Genomic DNA, 17,861 nt, shown 5'->3' with positions numbered 1-17,861 from the left:
TTTTTAATAAATGGAAAATAACTATATAATTAAAGCAGCAGAAACTCCAGAAGAGTTACTGGGCATCTTACAGCTCCAAAGAGCCAATCACGAACTGTCCCTCCAATCCATTGAAGACGGTTTTGTTACTGTAGGTCACCGCATGGCTGATTTGGAAAAAATGAATAGGATAGCTCCCCATATCATTGTAAAAGATGGAAGTAAAGTTATTGCTTATATTTTGGCAATGACTACGGAAAGTAAAGAGGATATTCCTGTCTTGAAACCTATGTTTGAGCAATTTAACCAAATTCTATATAAAGGAATAAAAGTGTCAGAATATCAGTATATTGTAATAGGTCAAGTTTGTGTAGACAAAGATTATAGAGGCATGGGTTTATTGGATAAAGCTTACACATTCTACAAGGAGGTCCATAGTCCTAATTTTCAATTTGCCATCACAGAAATCGCTCTTAGAAATAGAAGGTCCATCAAAGCTCATGAGAGAATAGGTTTTAAAGACATTCATCAGTTTGTGGATGAACTGCCGGAAGAGTGGAGTATTGTACTTTGGGATTGGAATGAATGATATTTTTTACTGCTTCTTAAATGATTTTCTTTGTGCCATATAAGTAAATAAAAGTAAACATGAACTTTTAATGCTGAGCATCGATAATCAGTAACTATTGATTCATAATATAACTTTTCAGGTTATCTCAAAAAATTGAAGCACCCTTTATGGCAATATAAACTTCGGGCCAAATCCATCTCCCTTTTTTATAAAATCCTTGAGCTGATATTCCTTTCCATTGGTCAAATTCACCATGACTCCGGTTTTGGCATTAATTCCTATGTTCAGTTCAGGGTCGAAGATTTTCCCCTCAGAGTAATCTGTCATTAGACCTGAAATAGGATGAATTGCAACATGACCTTTGGTGTATTGCATGGTGTAAGAAGTCTTATTGGGGAACTTATAGTAATTTGAAATTTCCCAGTCAGGATGATAGAATCCTTCCTTAACAATTAAAGGTTCTATTTTTTGTAAAAACTCCTCTATTGGACTTTGAGCTGAAACCGTTTGAAATTTGACAAACAAAAGGGTTACTAAAATAAGATGCTTCATGTCAACTAAAATTTAGAACTTTAAATAAAATTAGAGATTAGTTTATAAAATATCAAGGGATTCAATGACTTATACAGAATATGTTATGAAATTTTTACCTGATATCCAGATTATTTCTATTATAAGTTTAATTTTTCACCAATTTGCTTTTTAGCTTTTTTACCCTTTCAAAGCCAGATTTTTGTAGTAGCATCCTTCAAAAAAGTATTTTATAAAATATCGTGTATTAGATAAAAATATGAGGGAAAATTTATCTTTTAAATTGTATTATTTATTTTATCATTATTACTATTTTTACGTACATTTAAAATAAGAAACAAGATCACCCAAATTCCCGATCTGATTTAGCCCTAGTAGCGTGATGAAAAGTATCTCATGCCTATATTGTCTCACCCTATTTGCTTTTGGATTTTTCCTGAGTATTAGTTCAGTTGTGGCTCAAAACTGTAGTCAGAATAATGTCTTAGTTGAAAGGTTTGAATTAAGAGATGTTAATGGAAACCCTTTTAGCTCTGCAGATGATTACGAATTGGGAGAAGAAGTAACTGGAACTCTTTATGTTGTATTAGGAGGAAGTAATTCAGGTAACGCATACTCCACTAAGGCTTTTTTTAATATTTTGATTAATGGAAGTCAAATTGGCGGTAGAAGAAGTGTTTGCCTTTCAGAACTTGTAAACCCTACATTCGGAACTGCTATTTTTGCAGCCAACTTAACTTGGAACTGGGGTGACTTGGTTCAATTAAACGGCCTTTTGGTAAGGTGGTTTACAAATAGTAATAGCTCAAATACATGTAGTCAGATAACTGAAGATACAAATAAATCTGCACAGTGCTTTTCGGAACCAGAACCTATTATAGCCGAAATTCCTGTACAACCCAGCTTAGACTTTGATGCCGAAACCTGCGATCCTACAGTTAATTTTATCAATCAGACATTTGGAGGTAAGCCACCTTATACTTATCTGTGGGAATTCTATGATGGGGGAACTTTACTAGGTACTTCAAATGAAGAAAATCCAACTTTTACCTTTCCAGGGATAGATACCTACAACGTGTCATTGTCTGCGACAGATGCAGATGGTATTACCAACACCCTGACCAAACCCATTACCATCCCTGCCATTGATATCCAGATAGAAGTCACCCCTACCCGTAACAATGAAAGCACAGGTTCTATTCTTGTACAGCCAAATGGAGGAACGGCTCCTTATACTGTAAGCTGGAGGAGGACCGATCCTGTCGGCGATTTAGAATCTGTCTCAGGTATAAGTACTAGCTATCTCATAGAAAACCTTCCATTTGGGAACTATGAAGTATTTGTAACGGATTCCCAAGGCTGTCCGGGCTATGTGACCACCTTTATTGACATCGCCACCATTTTATTTAATAGAATGGGAGATATTAAAGCTACTTTATTTAGTGATCAAAGGGCTGTAGGATTGGAGTGGAATACAGAAACTGAAGGAGATCCGGGGATTTTCGTAGTAGAAAGAGCAGAAAATATAAATCTGGAGTTTAAAGTCTTGAGTCAAATAGAGAGCACTGGCTATTCCGACAAGCCTGTTTTTTACAAATATCGGGACGATAAGCTTCCAATTACAGGAGGTAGAATATATTACCGCGTCAAATATCAGGTTAATAATGAAGTGGATATTTATACAGAGCTGGTTTTTGTAGACCTACCTATTTCAGAATCTAAGGTCAATTGGTCTGTATTCCCCAATCCTACTATTGGGAATGAACTGACCTTATCCATGAAAGGATTTGGATATCACTTAGGTGAAAAATTATCCATCAGCCTCTATACGGCAAACATGAGTAGAAATGTTGATTTTATCATAAAAGAAGAAGAAATTGACTTGAGTGAAATGATCAAAAATTTTCCAAAAGGAGTCATTATCGTTCATCTCAAAGGCAATAATATCAACCAATCTCTTAAAGTTTTGAAAAAATAAAGGTTTCTAACCAACCTTTCTCTGTCAATTGTAGGTAAGCTTTTAAAACCTGATAGATTTTGGGGCTTTCCTAAGTATTATTTAGCCTTTTCATGTCATGAAGTTTGGAAGGCTTTATATACAGCCTAAATCAAATTAGGTCTATATATGTATTATTGATTGATTTTAAATATTTTGTAAAGAGATACTTAAAGCTTTTGCGGTCAGAATTTGTACATTGTATAAAATTCACTCTTTTACCTATGTATGTAAAACGCTACTATAGCCTATTCATGACCCTAAGATGGTCAAGAAAATCACTTTATCTTGGTTTACTTTATTCAGCTTTTATCATCGTCATCTATGAACTTACCGAAATCCAGTTTACCCTTCCCTGGGAACCGATTTCGGTTATAGGGATTGCAGTGGCTTTTTATCTTGGTTTTAAAAACAACAGCTCCTATGACAGGACCTGGGAGGCCAGAAAAATATGGGGAGCAATAGTCAATGACAGCAGAACCTTTGCTTCGGCGGTGATGGGGCTTATGGAAAATAATGAATTGGAAGAACTGGCAATGATTAAAAGGGATTTGATTTTCCGCCATCTGGCTTGGCTGATCAGTCTGAAATATGGTCTAAGGGCCAAAAGATCCTGGGAACATGATGAAGACCCTTACAAGTTAAAATTTGCACCTGCCTTTGTTGAAGAGTTTAAAAATGGATATGAGCAAGAGATCCAAAAGTACCTGGCTCAAGAAGAACTGAAAAAACTAAAGGTCAAAACAAATCTATCCACCCATTTGCTCAATAACCAAACGGCCCAAATCAAAAAACTGGAAGATAAAGCCCTGATTTCTGATTACAAATTAGTCTGGTTTCATCAATTGATCGGTAAATTTTATGATAGCCAGGGCATGTGCGAAAGAATCAAAAACTTCCCCTTGCCCAGGCAATATGCATCAACAGCACTTTGGATGAATTATGTGTTTTGTGCTTTGATTCCATTTGGACTTCTCAGCATTTTTGAAGCTTCCCCAGTACTACATGTCTGGTTGACTATTCCTTTTTCAGGTTTGATCATTTGGGTATTTTTTCTAATGGATAGAATTGGTGATTACTCTGAAAATCCTTTTGAAGCTTCATACAATGATGTACCTATTGCCTCCATCACGCGTGCTATTGAAATTGATTTATTGGAGATGCTGGAACATGAAGATATTCCAAAGCCTTATCCGGTGGAAAATGGTTTCTTGATGTAAAAAACTCATGCTTTTAAATCCTGATCGCCCAAGCGCTGCGCAATCGCTGAACCTGCCATAAGCTGAAGTGCATGGTAGATCATCAAAGGGAGTAGAATAATTCCAAAAACAGTGGGATCAGGAAACATCACTCTCCCCATCACAGCACCCTGAACGAGGGATTTTTTACTTCCACAAAAAACTAAAGCTATTGTATCAGGTCTGCTGAAATGAAGCATTTTGGACAAACCGTACATGACTCCCATCATGACAAAAAAGAAAAGGAGCATCAATAGGCTTAAGCGGCCTAATTCCAAGAGGCTATAGCCCTCAAACATTTTTTCTGCAAAAGACTCTGCAAAGGCTGTGAATACTATCAATAAAATGATTGTCTGGTCGAAATTCTTTAAACTATTCTGGAACCTATTGACAAAGCCAATTAAGTATTGATGAAAAAACAATCCGAGTATTACAGGAAAGAGCACCTGCAAGCTGAGTTTTATAAATGTCTCAGTAAGATCAAAGCTGACTGCTGTTTCGGGTAGTAAAACTTCCATCCAGATAGGTGTTATAAAAATCCCGACAATGCTAGAAATGCTGGCGTTAAAAATGGCCGCAGGTAGGTTCCCGCCCGCAATTGATACCATTACCACGGAAGAAGATACCGTAGAAGGCAAAGCAGCTAAATAGAAAGTGCCTAGCCAAAGGTAACTCCCTTCTTCTCCCCAAATTCCATAGAGAGATAAAATCACCATAGGGAAAATCAAAAATGTGGATGCCTGGATCAGGATATGTAATTTCCAATTGGATAAGCCTTCTTTTAATTTCTGAGGACTAAGCTTTACGCCATAAAAAAAGAATATGATTGAGATTCCGATTCCTGTCAATTGCTTTAGAGGAAGTGGACCATTTTCAGAGCCTAATTCAGGAAAGAATTTTGCAATAAAAATCGTGGATATCAAAAGCAAAAAAAACGTATTCAATCCTGCTTTTTTAAGGGTTTGCTTCAGTTTTCCCATGGATATTCTCCCTATTTGCTTCTTTTAATATTGTCACAAAAAATTGCAGTAGCTACTGCTACATTGAGAGATTCAGCATGACCAAACCTTGGAATGGTTACTTTCTGGTTTACCATCTGTTCAATTTCCGGCGAAATACCATTGGATTCATTTCCCATCAATAATATGCCCCCTTTTTCAAATTTTGTATGGTAGATAGAAGTACCATCCAAAAAAGCCCCATAAATAGGAATCTTGCTCTCACAAAGAAAAAGTTTCAAATCTGTATAAAAACATTGAATTCTGGAAAAGCTTCCCATGCTGGCCTGAAGTACTTTGGGATTGTAAAATTCAGCCGATTCCTCAGAAAGTACAAGTTTCTCGATTCCATACCAGTCGGCAATGCGGATGATGGTGCCCAGGTTACCAGGATCCCTTACATCATCCAAAGCAATCACCCAATCAGAGTCATGGATAGCAAAGGCCTTGTTATCTTTCAATTTGGCTACAGCCAAAGCACTGTCATTGCTTTTGAAAGCCCCAGCTGATTCCAGTACCTTTTGAGTTACTGCGAATGATTCACCTCGAAAATTGTCCACCAAAGCCTGATGTTGGGAATAAAACTTTTCGGTGTACAGTAAATGTGTACTTACAAAATCGGATAGTAGAAGTTCCGTTACATTTTTAGTCCCTTCAACAAAAAAAGAACCCTCCAGCCTACGGAATTTTTTCTGTTGTAAGGATTTAATAAACTTAAGCGTATTTTTGCTTAACATTCGGTAATTGCCAAATAGTGAATAAAGCCAAATATATAAACTTTCTTTTTCTGCTGTTTTTATTTTCCTCCTGTTCTTTGACCAAAGGGCTGAAAGATGGGCAATATTTACTTTTTGATGTGGATATAGAGGGTGTGGAAAAAAGTGACAAGGCAGAACTCCAAAATCTCATCAGGCAAACTCCAAATACACGTATTCCACTACTAAATGCTTCATTAGGCGTAGCGATTTATAGATTTGGAGAATGGACTTTTGATAGTACCAAGCATATCAGGAGGCAAGAGCGATTGCTTCTGGAAAGAGATACACTTTTGGCATTGCAGGATACAGGAACGATTAGCCGCAAGCAGGGAAGACGGCTTTCCAAAATAGTCGATAACCTTTCCAGCATTGAGAAAAAGTTAGAATTTGGTAATTTTTTTATGCGAACCGGCAATCCAAGGGTGATTTATGATAGTGCAAAATCTGAAGAGTCGGCCAGACAATTGACCTTTTATTTATTCAACAATGGCTTTTTTGAGGCTGAAACAGATTTTGAAGTCAAGAAATCTAAGCAGAAATCCAGAGTAACTTATTTTGTTACAGAAAATGAACCTTACCGAATCGATAGTTTCTATACCCGTTCTGATGATGATAAAATATATGCTTTATTGCTTAAGCATGAAAAAGGCGGTTTGGTTCAACCTGGCAAGAGATACGAACAAGGAGCAATTACCAGAGAAAGACAACGTGTAGAAGACCTGCTCAAGGAAAATGGGTATTACACTTTTACCCGCTCTTATATTGAATACAATGTCTATAAGGACACAGTGGATAAATCAGTACAGATAGAACAACTCATCAGGAAACCTGTCTATGCCGATTTTCATCAAGTGTATACACTGGATTCAGTCTATTTCAGCGTGGACCCTCCTTCCAATGAATTTATTGATCAGGGTATTAAAACCAGGTTTAGAGATATCAATTACGAGCTATATGATGATAGGTACTCAGAGAAGATCATTGCTTCAAGAATCTTTCTGAACAAAGGTGACCTCTACAGCAGAAATGATGTGATCGAGACGCAAAGACAACTGGCAAATCTGGATTTATTTAGGTTTGTAAACATCGCTTTTGATACGATTGGAAATACCTTGCGGCCCAGGATATTTACCCAACCTAATCAAAAGTATCAAGTGACCAATCAATTGGGTGCCAGTATTACTGAACAGGTACCAGGTCCGTTTTTTAGCCATTCCCTGAGAAACAGAAACCTCTTCAGAGGAGCTGAGATTTTTGAATTTTTCTTCAGAGCGGGCCTAGAAGGTGTTGTTTCAGCAACTGGAGAAGGTGGTGTATTCCGAAGTAGGGAGCTGAATACATCTGCTTCTGTTATTTTCCCTCAGTTTTTGATACCCTATACAGGCAAATTCCTGCAAACATTCGGGAGGTACAATCCTCGGACCAGAACACTTATTGGTTATAATTATGTAGATAGACCCGAATATATCCGGGAAAGTGTCAATGGAATTTTATCCTATAACTGGAATACGAGAAACTTGCGGCAACAATACACCTTCAATGCTTTAGATGCCAATTTTATCAGATCCAATCTGAGCAATGATTTTAGGGAGTTGCTGGAAGATCTTCAAAACCAAGGTAACAATTTGATCAATTCTTTTCTGCCTTCTTATGTCAGCAGTATATCAGGTCAGGTCATTGTCAATTTCAATCAATACGGTGCTTTTCAGAGAAATAAGGCTTCATTACTCAGATTGTTTTTGGAAAGTGGCGGTACTACTCTAAATCTTGTCAAGAGGGATTTTGTAGAAGATCGTAACCTGGCTTACTTTCAGTTTTTGAAGTTTCAGGCAGATTTTCGAAGGTATATCCCGATATCCAGAGAGCATACATTTGCCTACAGACTAAATCTTGGAATGGCCAGACCCTATGGGGTTTCCAATGGAGTACTTCCCTATGAAAAATACTTCTTTGCGGGTGGAAGTACTGGTATCAGAGCTTGGCAGCCCAGAAGACTTGGGCCAGGTTCATTTACGCCTGATAGGTTGGAAGATGGTAGCTTTGATTACCGGTTTGAGCAGCCAGGTGAAATCTTATTTGAAGGTATGTTTGAATTAAGGTCAAAGATCTATGGCTATTTTGATGGAGCCTTTTTTGTTGACCTGGGGAATAGCTGGACCTTTGCAGAAGATCCGACAAGACCTGGAGCAAATTTTGAATTCAACAGATTTTTTAATGAAATTGCGGTTGGTACTGGCCTCGGCTTAAGAATGGATTTTGAGTTTTTGGTTCTAAGATTGGATATGGGTGTGAAAGCACTTGATCCAGCAAGGCCACAAGGTGAGCGGTTTATTCTTGGCAATTTCTTCAATAGATTTTTAGGAGAAAGAGGTCAGACAGTATTTAATATAGGTATTGGATATCCATTTTAATTTAAATTATGAAGACGTACGAGGAATTTCTTGATTCATTGAAAAACGAAACACCACCTAAAGAATTGTCAACTCAACTTTTGGCCCTTTGGTATGACGCCAATGGGAATTGGGATAAAGCACATAGCTATGTGGATGGGCCAACAGATCCCAGCTCCCACTGGATACATGCTTACCTGCACAGAAAAGAAGGCGATCTTTCCAATGCAGATTATTGGTACAAAAAGGCTGATAAAAGCAGACCTGGTATTTCTTTGGACGAAGAGTGGACATTGATTACAAAAAAAATGATAGCAGTTTCTATCTAAACATTAATAGCGAAATAAAAAACCTGACAACGAGTTTTGTCAGGTTTTTTTTATTTTTCTGGTAGGCAAACCTTATCAAATCAGTCCTCTATTTCCCTCAGTTCAACTTTTACGGCCTGTGCTTTAGGAATAATACTTCCCCCTACTTTTTCTGCGATGTAATAGGTGATCTGCGCTCCAAAAAGGAAAATCACTACTGAATAATAAACCCAGATCAAAAGTATTACAAGTGATCCCGCAGCTCCATAAGTGGATCCAAGATCACTATTTCCAAGATAAATCCCGATCATGTATTTGCCAACTCCAAAAAGAACCATCGTTACAAAAGCGCCCAACCAAGTATCTCTCCACCTTACCCTTGCATCCGGTAATATTTTATACATAAGGGCAAATACCACTACAACGATAATTTGTGCCAAAAGGAAATTAGCAATCGATACTAGATTAATGGGTAGATCCACAAGGTGATCTTGAAGAAAATTGTTGGCTACCACAAGGATCGCATCCAATAGCAATGATATCAGCATGATAAAACCTATGGAAGCTACCAGAGAAAAACTCAGTAGCCGATTAATGGCAAACTTGATTATTCCCTTTTCAGGTTTTGGTTTGATATGCCAAATATGATTGATAGCATTTTGTAAACTCACAAAAACTGTAGTAGCACTGAATGCCAAGATCAAAAATGCTACAAAATTGGGTATTCCGGACTCCTGATTAGCACTGAAATTTTCCAGAATTTCTGCTAGCGTATCCCTGCTCTCCATCCCTGCAAGCTCTTCGACTTGAACTAAAATTTCATCCTGAATTTCTGATTCTGAAAAGAACGTCATGCCTATATTTAAAAGAATAATCAAAAGTGCCGGCAAGCTGAAAATAGTGTAAAAGGCAGTTCCTGCAGCTAAACCAGTTGATTCACCTGAAGTAAAGTCTTTGACACTGTCTATTAAGATTTGAAAAAAGGTTAATTCTTTAATTTTTTGAATCATAGTTAAATTTATTTTTCCCAAAGATCTTCTAGGCTATATGGGCTATAAGGGTTGGTGAAAAAAGAACCATCAATATACCTGTAATGCGTATCCATATTCAATAGTTCCTGCATGTCTGAGCCATCAAGCTGAATTTTAGCTGCTTTTAGGTTTTCAGAAATACGTCCTTGATTGACAGATTTTGGGATTACAGCAATGTTTCTGGCAATAGAAAAAGCAATTAAAACCTGAGCAGGTGTACATTGATATTTGGAAGCAATTTCTTTGATTTTTTCTGCTTCAAGTAAATTGGGTTCATCGTCTTTTTTGATGGAAGTAGCCCTATCTCCCGAACCTAAAGGAGAATATGCGGTAACCAACATTCCTTTGGATTGGCAGAAGTTCACTAATTTCTCCTGCGGTAAATAAGGATGAAGCTCTATTTGGTTCATTTCCGGTTCTTCCTTGGCAGTTTTAAAAATCTCTTCAAGTTTTGAAATATTGAAATTTGACATACCGATATGCTTGCAAAGATCTTGAGCCTTTGCTTCCTCCATACCAGCCCAGGTTTGGGCCAAGGGCACATCCTGATAGGTATAAAACTCTTCTCTTGTTCTCGCAAAACCAACCCCTTGTTTAAAGGCTATAGGCCAATGAACCAAATATAGGTTTAAATAATCGAGCCTTAAATCTTCCAGCGTTTTTTTGAGAGCGGGAATTACATCTTCGAATCTATGAGAATTATTCCAAAGCTTTGAGGTGACAAAAACCTCTTCCCTCTTGACCAAGCCTGAGCTAAAAGCTTCTTCAAAGGCTCTCCCTACCTCTTTTTCATTGTCATAGATCGCAGCACAGTCAATATGCCGGTATCCGGCTTCCAAAGCCCACAAAACTGCCTGATAGACTTCTCCTGGCTTTGATTTCCAAGTACCTAAGCCTACGATAGGCATCTGGTCTCCATTTTTAAATGTAATGTATTTCATTTTCTGTAGCTGATAATGTTAAAGTCTATATAAAACTAATCAATATATTTTTCGATATCCTCAAGGGATCATACTTCATAGGTAAATTTTTTCAGGTATTTCTTAAATCTGTTCATCACCCATAAATGAAGCCTAGCTTGCGTGTTAATATAGACATACCAAGGTAATCTGGGCACAAATTCATGAATAGCTGATATGATATGCTTTCCATCCATTACTTCCCTGAATTCAAGCCAACCGTAATCAAACCTTTTAACCAGCCAGCCTCCTGAAATGTAAAAAAGCTGCCTTTTCACATCGCTTCTATCCGGTATCCATGTCAATTGCAACATAGGTTTCTTACTTTTGAGCAAATAGAAGCTGACCTCTCCCCTGTTGGTTTCTTTGGCATTGATCAGAAAACTAAAAAATGTAGGAAGCCACACTTTGTACCGGTTGGCTACCCAAATGGCACTTTGGTGCCTAGTGCTGGGCAATCTTTGGATACTTCTAACGGTGTTTCTTACTACTGTTGATTTTTTGAATTTTGGCAATTTGGGCTTGTCCACATCAGGGTCAAGAGCAACTTTGACTGCATCTTCATAAGATAGGTAATCAATTTCAACCAGATCAAATTTGAGTTCATCCGCAACTGTCAAGGTATGCTTCAGACTGTGAACCAATGGAGAAACCAATTTATAGGGAGTTTCTCCAAAAAAGCTAACCCACAGCTTTGACAAACCAACCGAAAATATGGGAACAGAAAATATCCATCTTCTTTTTCCCATTACCTCCGCGGTTTTTTCCAACATTTCTTTGTAAGTAAGAATTTCCGGAGAACCTATTTCATAGGCTCTGTCAAATACATCTTCATTTCCCAAACAAGAATCCATGATTGTCAGTGCATCTCTGAGAGAAATAGCCTGTGTATTGGATAGTGTCCATTTAGGACACATTAAGGCAGGAAGTTTCCTGACCAAATTGTAAATCATATCAAATGATGAGCCTCCTGGACCTACTATGATTCCAGCTCTTAATGCAGTGACAGGAACTCCGTAGGAGCCCAATGTCTTTTCTACTTCCAGCCTGCTTTTCAAGTGAATTGACATTTTTTCCTGCGCCACTTCTTTGGGCAGTATGCCGCCCATGTAGAGTATCTGTTTAATTCCATTGCTTGCAGCTGCCCTGGCAAAATTATCAGCCAATAGAAGGTCTGTATCTTCAAAAGTGCCCTGGTTGAGCCTGGTAGAAGAACTCATAGAGTGAATGAGATAAATGGCATAATCAGTCCCTTCCAATGCCTCTGTAGTGGAAGTGATGGAAAAAAGCTCAACTTTTCTCCATTCCACCTCTGGAGCATGGTTATCTACAGCTTCCCTCCGGCTTAAAGCTATAATATTGTATTTATCCTTAAAATGATGGATAAACCATCTACCTACATATCCTCCTGCGCCTGCTATGGCTATCGTTTTTTTCAATTCAGTATACGGGTTGTTGTGATAATATCAATGCCTCTGCTGCTTTTCTTCCTGAGGTCATGGCAGCATTTAAACTGCCATAGAGCATATAATCTCCTGCTAAAAATACATTGTCGTAAGCTTTGCTGTTTGTAGCAGGGATAGTCACCTGCATATCTTCCACGTCTGGTAGAGCGTCAAATATTTCATAGGTTTTGACATGCTCAAAATATTCAGCATTGATATTTGTAACTGCTGATAACTCTATGGCAACTAGTTTCTCCAATTTTTCATTCACTTCAACCGGCTTGGTAATGGATACTGATAAGAGAGCACGGTCATTTTTTGAGTAAGCCTTGCTGACATCAGTCATAAAGACAAGATTATTGGTCAGAAAATGATCATCTGTCAAAAGTGCAATCAAGGGCTGGGCTATGAAGGACTTCGCCAAAGAATAATAAATGTTGACAACTTTTCTGAAGGGTTTGACCTGACCGGATAGCTGGGGTAGAATTCTATCAGGTCTACAAGCTACAATCAGCCCATCAGAAGTTAAGATTTCACCTGACTCAAGTTCAATGTTTTTTCCGTTCAAGGATTTTACGTTCTGGTTGAAACGAATTTCTGTTTTCAACAACTTAGATCTAAGATAGTCTGGAATTGCCTGCATTCCATTTTCAGGAACTGCAGCATGGCCTAGTGCAAACATCTTGAACACAAACTGAAACATTCTTGCAGATGTATCCAGATTGTTTTCAAGAAATATTCCTTTAAAAAATGGCTTGAAGAAGTTATCAATTATTTTTTCTGAGAAACCAAAAGCTCTCAGAAAAGACAATGTGCTGGTATTGGGAGAGGTGAAGATTTCTGAATCTGACCTTGATTTAAGAGTCTTGGTAAGCTGATACATTTTCAATTTATCCTTCAGGGTGCCTACACTGGAGAATGCCATACTTAGGGCTTTGGATGGATTGCGAAGTGGATCATGCACAGCAAAAGAATTTCCCGGCTTTAATATAAGAGCTCCTGGATCAAAATACTTCAATTTCAGAGCATCATAGTCAAGATAACGCTGCGCTTCAGGATAGGCTGTCAATAATACCTGGAAGCCCCTGTCCAATAAAAACCCATCCACTTCATCTGTTCTTACCCTTCCTCCTACTCCATCAGAAGCTTCCAAAATAATGGGAGCGTAACCGGATTTTTCCAATTCATATGCAGCAATGAGTCCTGAGATTCCTGCACCGATAATGTAAATGTTTGAATCGTTCTTCATAATAAGTGGTATAAAGATTAGACCAATAAAAAGCGAAATTGTTTTCTTTTCAATTTAAGGCTTATTTACCTACCGATTAAATTATCTATGGAATAGTCTTATAAATTTTGTTCAGTTTGCTACCTCGATTGATTAACTTTCAGTCTTATAATATTACAGATATGTTGAAAATAGAGAAAATCACCCTTCTAGTTCTCTCATTAGCTCTTTGCCTGCAATCCACAGCCCAGGATGTTTACTTTCCTGAATTTGGAGAATGGGAAGAGAAAAGTCCTATTGAAATGAGCGTAAAAGAGGAAAAATTAAAAGCAGCCATAGATTTTGCTATTCAAGAAGAAAGCGATGCTGACAAGAATCTCAAAAAAGCCCATTATCTAAGTGCTTTTGGTCGTGAACCGCTGGGATTTCCGGTCGGCCCCATGAAAGACCGGGGCGAAGCTGCGGGCCTTATCATATACAAAGGCTACGTCATAGGTAAATGGGGAGACCCAGAAAGGGTTGATCTTACTTTCAGCGTTGCCAAAAGTATTCTTTCTACCACTGTTGGAATCGCTGTAGATAAAGGTTTGATTAAAAGTGAGAAAGATTATGCCTATAAATATTTAGGTCCAATTATTCCCTATGATCCGCAAAAGGCAATGATGAACAAATCAGATCATTTGGAAGAAGAAGATATATTTGATCTTTTTGGGACTACTCACAATAGAAAAATCACTTGGGAGCATCTCTTAAGGCAAACTTCAGATTGGGAAGGTACATTATGGGGCAAACCTGATTGGGCTGATAGGCCTCAGGGAAATTCTTCTGAATGGCTTACTCGTGAAAGAAATGAGCCTGGAACAGTCTACAAATACAATGATACAAGAGTAAATGTCTTGGCTTTAGCTGCTTTAAATGTTTGGAGAAAACCCCTTCCACAGGTATTAAAAGAGCATGTAATGGATCCTATAGGTGCCAGCCCTACATGGAGATGGACAGGTTATGAAAATTCCTTTATAGTATTGGATGGACAGATAGTCCAATCAGTAAGCGGAGGTTCACATTGGGGCGGAGGACTGTTTATTTCTACGTATGACCAAGCAAGATTTGGATACCTGACCTTGAGAAAAGGAAATTGGAATGGGAAGCAGATCATTTCTGAAGATTGGATAAGGAAATCCAGAACCCCAACCTCAGTACAACCCAACTACGGTTTTATGAATTACTTCCTGAACACAGACAAAAAAGAAATTCCTGCAGCCCCTGAATCTGCATTTTTCCATTTAGGAGCTGGAACCAATATGGTCTATGTAGATGAGGAAAATGATTTGGTCATCGTAGCCCGTTGGATCAAAAATGAGAAAAAATCCGATTTGGTGAAGCTGGTTCTTGAGAGTCTTCCTAACCCCAGAAACTGATTATTCAAATCCCTTTTTATGGTAATAGTTGATTAAAAATTAAGCCTATGAATCTCGCCAATTGATTGATAGGCTTAATTAATTATTGATGTGCAGTATTTGATTGACTTATTCACCCGAAGGTTTATCCACTACATTCCTTCTACTGCTATATTTAGATGGCTTATTGGATTTCGGTTTGACTTGGGGTGTGTTAGGCTTTGATTCCTTGGATGAATCTTTTGTAACCGGATTATCAGATTTTTTGGGTTTGTTTTTAAAGTTTTTATTGGAGTTGGATTTGAAGTTTCCTTTCTTTTTACTGGTAAACTTACCTTCTTTTCCTTCTTTGTAGCCAGGACCTTTTTCAAAACCTTCAGGTAGAGGAAGTTTTTGGATATCCAATCCTATTAAACTTTCTATGCGCTTAAATTTGTATTGATCTTTGTCATTGACAAAAGTGATGGCTTCTCCTTTGCTGTCGGCACGAGCCGTACGCCCTACCCTATGTACATAATCCTCAGGATCATTTGGCGTATCAAAGTTGACGACCAACTCTATCCCTACTACATCTATTCCCCTGGAAATGATGTCTGTACCAATAAGAATCTTAAGACTTCTATTCTTAAAGTTAGACATTATCTTTTCTCTCTCAACCTGTTCTAAATCAGAGTGAAATGCTTCAACTTCAAAATGCTTTTTCAGAACTTTATAGAGGCTTTTTACTTTTTCTTTGGTACTTGCGAAGATGATTACTGCCTCGTAATCTTTTTGCTGGAGAATATGTTTGACCAGTTCCTCCTTTTGGGTGTCATACACCAAATAAGCACTTTGGGTTACTCCCTCAGCTGTTTTCCCTAATGCCAGGCTTATTTCCTCTGGGTTTTTAAGAAGGCTTTTTGAAAACTGCCTGATTTTGGGTGGCATGGTCGCAGAGAACATCACCGTTTGTCTTTCCTTAGGAAGGTAATTGACAATAGTCATGATGTCATCAGAAAAACCCATATCCATCATCCTATCAGCCTCATCCAGAATAAGATGCTGCAGTTTGTCCAATTTGATTTTTCCTCCAGCCAGTAATGCAATCAGCCTACCCGGCGTGGCAACAATGATTTCAGCTCCGGATTCCAAGGCTCTTTTTTGTTGTTCCCAGACTATACCGTCCCCTCCTCCATAAACAGGGATGGAACTGATACCCAAAAAATAAGCGAAACCTTGAATCTGCTGGTCTATCTGTATAGCAAGTTCTCTTGTAGGCGCCAGGATCAGGGTATCCAATCCTGATTCGCCGGATTTGGCGATTTTGTTAAGGATTGGTAATATAAATGCAGCTGTTTTTCCAGTGCCGGTTTGGGCACAGGCAATTAAGTCTTTTCCTTCCAGAATAGCAGGAATAGCCTGCACTTGTATAGGGGTGGGTTTTTCAAAACCCATTGCATCCAGCCCCTCTTGTAGACTGGATTCAAAATTAAATTGATTAAAATCCAAAATTTTTTAAATTAAGTGTAAAGATAAGCCCAGGCAATAAGTACAAATTGCAAAGGCAATCTGACTAATAAAATCCACTTGGGAATTGCCCTGTTTCCTTTTTGATACATATAAATATTGGCAGGAAATACAGCCAATAAAAGAATTATTATTCCATATGCGGACAGAGACCTGGTTGTTTCGAACAACAATCCCAAACCGAAAATGATTTCAAAGATACCTGCCAAAGCATTTAATAATTCAGGCTTAGGCAAATATGGTGGAATTATTTTGATATACATTCGAGGTTTGAAAAAATGCATCACTCCGGCAAAAATATAAAAGCCACTCATCAAGTAAAGAAAAAGTAAGTACATATGCTTTTTTTCAATTATTTAGAAATCAATTTTTATATTACGACTAAAGTAAGGGGATTTAGAATAACAATTTTAATTTCCCAGGCTTATAATTTTATAATGGAAGTTTATGGAAATTAATTTGAAAATTATCACAGTAGGTTTGATTTTTTCTCTGCACTGGATTTTGAGTGCCCAGGTTCTCGCACAGGCTGGAGATGAAAGGTTTACAGTCAAGGGCCAGCTGAAAGATGGGGTTACAGAAGGTAGAATAAACGGTGCCGTTATCACCTTAAAGGAAACGTCCTTTGCCTCTGTTTCTGCAAATGGAGGAAATTTTTTGCTTGAAAATGTTTATCAAAACAGGTTCATTTTGAACATCAACGCAACAGGATATCAATCTTACCAATCTGTAGTAAATCTTAAAGAGGATGTTAATCTAGGGGTTATTACATTGTTTCCTGTGGGTTATCAAAATGTAGAAGAAAATGCTCTTCAAAAGACAATTAGAGCAACAAACATATCCGAATTGTTTGTTAATAGACCCAATTTTATAGGAGGAAATCAAGTATTTGGAATTCCCCCTGAGCCTAAGCGCTTAGAGGGAAATTTTTATCTGGATCCAAGCTGGAACAAAGCGTCTATCATTCTTTACAGAGACAATGAAGTCATAGAGGGTTATTTTGCCAGGTATAATATCAGTACCAATTCTTTTGAACTCAGAGTTGATGAGGAAGATATGATTACTACGCTACCGGGTTTACGGGTTCAAAATATTGTTTGGGTAGATGCAGGTGCCAAAGTACCTCGTTATTTCGTCAATGGAATGGATTTTAAAGAAGATGGAGCTCCAATCTCAGGATTTTTTGAGGTATTGGTTGAAGGGCAATTGCCTCTGGTGAGGCGCACCATAGCTTCAATACGCGCTTCAAATTACAATGAGGCACTGATGGTCGGTGAAAGGAACGATCAAATTAAAAAAAGAAACACTTATTACTATATCAGCGATAAAAACATCATTCAAGTACCTAAAGGCAAAAGAAAGTTTTTCAATATTTTCGGTGATATGTCAGAAGAAATGGAAGAATTCGCCAAAGACAATGAAGTAAACTTTAAAACTCCTTCAGGTTTGTTTGTTCTTTTCACCCAATACAACAGCAAATTTGAAGGTTATGAACCTTTAATCCCCAAATTGTTAGATGATTAAAC

Annotated in this window: 16 protein-coding genes; 7 read left to right on the top strand and 9 right to left on the bottom strand. The window is 37.8% G+C overall.

Annotation, left to right across the window (positions count from 1 at the left end; translation table 11 throughout):
- Positions 1-10 precede the first annotated feature (10 nt).
- Positions 11-568 (top strand): GNAT family N-acetyltransferase, encoded by a 558-nt coding sequence (locus A33Q_RS05565; RefSeq protein WP_009032526.1) that lies wholly within the window; start codon positions 11-13, stop codon positions 566-568.
- A 147-nt stretch (positions 569-715) separates the two neighbouring features.
- Here A33Q_RS05565 and A33Q_RS05560 read toward each other — a convergent pair whose 3' ends face one another.
- Positions 716-1,102: a hypothetical protein gene (locus tag A33Q_RS05560; RefSeq protein ID WP_009032525.1), complete on the bottom strand. Its 387-nt coding sequence runs from the start codon at positions 1,100-1,102 to the stop codon at positions 716-718.
- A gap of 361 nt (positions 1,103-1,463) precedes the next feature.
- On the opposite strand from A33Q_RS05560, the gene A33Q_RS05555 reads away from it, so the two are divergent.
- Together A33Q_RS05555 and A33Q_RS05550 are read left to right on the top strand one after the other, a co-directional pair.
- Positions 1,464-3,059, top strand: a complete 1,596-nt coding sequence (locus A33Q_RS05555; protein ID WP_009032524.1) for a PKD domain-containing protein — start codon at positions 1,464-1,466, stop codon at positions 3,057-3,059.
- A gap of 272 nt (positions 3,060-3,331) precedes the next feature.
- Positions 3,332-4,297, top strand: coding sequence for a bestrophin family protein (locus A33Q_RS05550; RefSeq protein ID WP_009032523.1), 966 nt, complete (start codon positions 3,332-3,334; stop codon positions 4,295-4,297).
- Between the two features lie 5 nt (positions 4,298-4,302).
- On the opposite strand, the gene A33Q_RS05545 is transcribed toward A33Q_RS05550, so the two are convergent.
- A complete protein-coding gene (locus A33Q_RS05545) occupies positions 4,303-5,295 on the bottom strand; it encodes a bile acid:sodium symporter family protein (protein WP_009032522.1) in 993 nt (330 codons plus the stop codon).
- An 11-nt stretch (positions 5,296-5,306) separates the two neighbouring features.
- Positions 5,307-6,050, bottom strand: coding sequence for an RNA methyltransferase (locus A33Q_RS05540; RefSeq protein WP_009032521.1), 744 nt, complete (start codon positions 6,048-6,050; stop codon positions 5,307-5,309).
- A gap of 17 nt (positions 6,051-6,067) precedes the next feature.
- Between A33Q_RS05540 and tamL the strand changes: the two genes are divergently transcribed.
- A complete protein-coding gene (gene tamL, locus A33Q_RS05535; protein ID WP_009032520.1) occupies positions 6,068-8,482 on the top strand; it encodes a translocation and assembly module lipoprotein TamL in 2,415 nt (804 codons plus the stop codon).
- A gap of 8 nt (positions 8,483-8,490) precedes the next feature.
- Positions 8,491-8,790 carry a tetratricopeptide repeat protein gene (locus tag A33Q_RS05530; protein WP_009032519.1) on the top strand — a complete coding sequence of 100 codons (300 nt, stop codon included), beginning with the start codon at positions 8,491-8,493 and terminating at the stop codon, positions 8,788-8,790.
- Between the two features lie 80 nt (positions 8,791-8,870).
- On the opposite strand, the gene A33Q_RS05525 is transcribed toward A33Q_RS05530, so the two are convergent.
- The 4 genes from A33Q_RS05525 to A33Q_RS05510 all read right to left on the bottom strand — a co-directional run bounded on the left by A33Q_RS05525 (position 8,871) and on the right by A33Q_RS05510 (position 13,453).
- The gene (locus tag A33Q_RS05525) at positions 8,871-9,779 is read right to left on the bottom strand and encodes a YihY/virulence factor BrkB family protein (RefSeq protein WP_009032518.1); all 909 of its coding nucleotides are present in this window, start codon (positions 9,777-9,779) and stop codon (positions 8,871-8,873) included.
- An 8-nt stretch (positions 9,780-9,787) separates the two neighbouring features.
- Complete coding sequence (locus tag A33Q_RS05520) at positions 9,788-10,741, bottom strand: aldo/keto reductase (protein ID WP_009032517.1); 954 nt, start codon at positions 10,739-10,741, stop codon at positions 9,788-9,790.
- Positions 10,742-10,809: 68 nt separating this feature from the next.
- Entirely contained in the window at positions 10,810-12,198 is a 1,389-nt protein-coding gene (locus A33Q_RS05515; RefSeq protein ID WP_009032516.1) for an NmrA family NAD(P)-binding protein, read from the bottom strand.
- Position 12,199: 1 nt separating this feature from the next.
- Entirely contained in the window at positions 12,200-13,453 is a 1,254-nt protein-coding gene (locus tag A33Q_RS05510; protein WP_009032515.1) for an NAD(P)/FAD-dependent oxidoreductase, read from the bottom strand.
- A gap of 161 nt (positions 13,454-13,614) precedes the next feature.
- Here A33Q_RS05510 and A33Q_RS05505 point away from each other — a divergent pair, with 161 nt between their 5' ends.
- Positions 13,615-14,850: a serine hydrolase domain-containing protein gene (locus tag A33Q_RS05505; RefSeq protein ID WP_009032514.1), complete on the top strand. Its 1,236-nt coding sequence runs from the start codon at positions 13,615-13,617 to the stop codon at positions 14,848-14,850.
- 108 nt (positions 14,851-14,958) lie between these two features.
- On the opposite strand, the gene A33Q_RS05500 is transcribed toward A33Q_RS05505, so the two are convergent.
- Entirely contained in the window at positions 14,959-16,317 is a 1,359-nt protein-coding gene (locus tag A33Q_RS05500) for a DEAD/DEAH box helicase (protein WP_009032513.1), read from the bottom strand.
- Between the two features lie 11 nt (positions 16,318-16,328).
- Positions 16,329-16,673 carry a DoxX family protein gene (locus A33Q_RS05495; protein WP_009032512.1) on the bottom strand — a complete coding sequence of 115 codons (345 nt, stop codon included), beginning with the start codon at positions 16,671-16,673 and terminating at the stop codon, positions 16,329-16,331.
- A gap of 109 nt (positions 16,674-16,782) precedes the next feature.
- On the opposite strand from A33Q_RS05495, the gene A33Q_RS05490 reads away from it, so the two are divergent.
- Entirely contained in the window at positions 16,783-17,859 is a 1,077-nt protein-coding gene (locus A33Q_RS05490) for a carboxypeptidase-like regulatory domain-containing protein (protein ID WP_009032511.1), read from the top strand.
- Positions 17,860-17,861: the final 2 nt, after the last annotated feature.

This window comes from Indibacter alkaliphilus LW1 (assembly GCF_000295935.2).
GTDB lineage: Bacteria > Bacteroidota > Bacteroidia > Cytophagales > Cyclobacteriaceae > Indibacter > Indibacter alkaliphilus.
This window is presented reverse-complemented; position numbering and strand designations above follow the sequence as displayed.

Excerpts from the sequence above, each read along its gene's own strand:
- A33Q_RS05510 (WP_009032515.1), bottom strand. The coding sequence starts at position 13,453 with ATGAAGAACGATTCAAACATTTACATTATCGGTGCAGGAATCTCAGGA.
- A33Q_RS05550 (WP_009032523.1), top strand. The coding sequence starts at position 3,332 with ATGACCCTAAGATGGTCAAGAAAATCACTTTATCTTGGTTTACTTTAT.
- A33Q_RS05560 (WP_009032525.1), bottom strand. The coding sequence starts at position 1,102 with ATGAAGCATCTTATTTTAGTAACCCTTTTGTTTGTCAAATTTCAAACG.
- A33Q_RS05495 (WP_009032512.1), bottom strand. The coding sequence starts at position 16,673 with ATGTACTTACTTTTTCTTTACTTGATGAGTGGCTTTTATATTTTTGCC.
- A33Q_RS05545 (WP_009032522.1), bottom strand. The coding sequence starts at position 5,295 with ATGGGAAAACTGAAGCAAACCCTTAAAAAAGCAGGATTGAATACGTTT.
- A33Q_RS05540 (WP_009032521.1), bottom strand. The coding sequence starts at position 6,050 with ATGTTAAGCAAAAATACGCTTAAGTTTATTAAATCCTTACAACAGAAA.
- A33Q_RS05520 (WP_009032517.1), bottom strand. The coding sequence starts at position 10,741 with ATGAAATACATTACATTTAAAAATGGAGACCAGATGCCTATCGTAGGC.
- A33Q_RS05530 (WP_009032519.1), top strand. The coding sequence starts at position 8,491 with ATGAAGACGTACGAGGAATTTCTTGATTCATTGAAAAACGAAACACCA.
- A33Q_RS05555 (WP_009032524.1), top strand. The coding sequence starts at position 1,464 with ATGAAAAGTATCTCATGCCTATATTGTCTCACCCTATTTGCTTTTGGA.
- A33Q_RS05490 (WP_009032511.1), top strand. The coding sequence starts at position 16,783 with ATGGAAATTAATTTGAAAATTATCACAGTAGGTTTGATTTTTTCTCTG.
- A33Q_RS05525 (WP_009032518.1), bottom strand. The coding sequence starts at position 9,779 with ATGATTCAAAAAATTAAAGAATTAACCTTTTTTCAAATCTTAATAGAC.
- A33Q_RS05505 (WP_009032514.1), top strand. The coding sequence starts at position 13,615 with ATGTTGAAAATAGAGAAAATCACCCTTCTAGTTCTCTCATTAGCTCTT.
- A33Q_RS05565 (WP_009032526.1), top strand. The coding sequence starts at position 11 with ATGGAAAATAACTATATAATTAAAGCAGCAGAAACTCCAGAAGAGTTA.